We start from the raw sequence: 1,193 nt of genomic DNA, 5'->3' as shown, positions 1-1,193 counted from the left end.
ATAGGGGTGTCTATTGTAACCTCTGGTTCAACTGGTGACGCTTATCCATGGGCGAAAAAGGCGGGACATACAATTACAGCATTATATCCAACAGAGGTACCGATCGTTTCTAATGAAGAGTTTATCCTCAGCAAGAAATTACAAGGTACGGCATTACGTGATATTGCTTTATCAGTCTTTGATGAAAAAGGTAAGAAAATCATTACACATCAAATGGATATGCTTTTTACGCATTTTGGTATTTCTGGTCCTGCGGTTTTAAGATGCTCACAATATATTGTTAAGTTGCTCATGAAAGGTCTAAAACATGTTGAAGTACAAATAGACGCCATTCCTAACAAACCTGTACATGAGCTTTTCAACGATCTCTCAACTATGATCAATCAACATTCCAAACGGACTTTCAAAAACGTTACTAAAGGGTTAGTTCCAGAAAGATACTTGGATTTTTTATTGGAGCGAAACAATATTTCACCAGCAATTAAATGTGCCAATATTTCCCGGGAAAAACTAGATGGATTCCTTAACGACCTCAAAGGTTTCTCTTTTCAGGTCCATGAAAGTTTACCATTAAAAAAAGCTTTCGTTACCGGTGGAGGTGTCTCCATTAAAGAAATTGTACCTAGCACCATGCAATCGAAATTAATGCATGGCCTATACTTTTGTGGGGAAGTTTTAGATATTCATGGTTATACAGGTGGTTATAATATCACTTCAGCTATGGTTACCGGTAGAGTGGCAGGTATGCATGCCGCATGGGAAAGCCTAAGTTAATCATATAAAAATCCAGACTATACTTTTAGTAAATAGTCTGGATTTTTCTTTTTCCTATCATACTTGCTTATAATAGTTGTAATACCAATGTTTATATACCTTCCTTACAAGTAAGAAAAGCGCAGGGCGCTGCTTAGAAACGTATCGGCTTCAGAATCAACTAAGATAAAGGAGTCACTGAGAAAAGCGAACCGATGATGACTTTCACCTAAAGGCATAAGTGCGACTAAGCCTCTGGTTTCACCAAGCGGCAAGTCTTCTTTATCGTAGGGCGATTCGTGAAGTCGCCTAGTTTTTGGACGCTCGGAGTTAGACATATGCGCAAATTTTATACTTTCTTGTCCTATAAGAAAAAGCTTTTTAGTCGTATGACTAAAAAGCTTTTTCAACTGCCTGGCAACGTCCTACTCTTGCAGGGG

The 1,193-nt window shown here is 38.4% G+C and carries 1 protein-coding gene; it reads left to right on the top strand.

The window, feature by feature from the left end; translation table 11 throughout:
- Positions 1-774: aminoacetone oxidase family FAD-binding enzyme (locus tag GHT08_RS21855; RefSeq protein ID WP_163583495.1), on the top strand; the 774-nt coding region annotated here is incomplete at its 5' end.
- Positions 775-1,193 lie beyond the last annotated feature (419 nt).

The sequence above is a fragment of the Gracilibacillus saliphilus genome (genome assembly GCF_010994085.1).
GTDB classification, from domain to species: Bacteria; Bacillota; Bacilli; order Bacillales; family Amphibacillaceae; genus Gracilibacillus; species Gracilibacillus lacisalsi.
The sequence above is the reverse complement of the archived record's forward strand: the minus strand, read 5'-3'. Positions and strand labels throughout refer to the sequence as shown.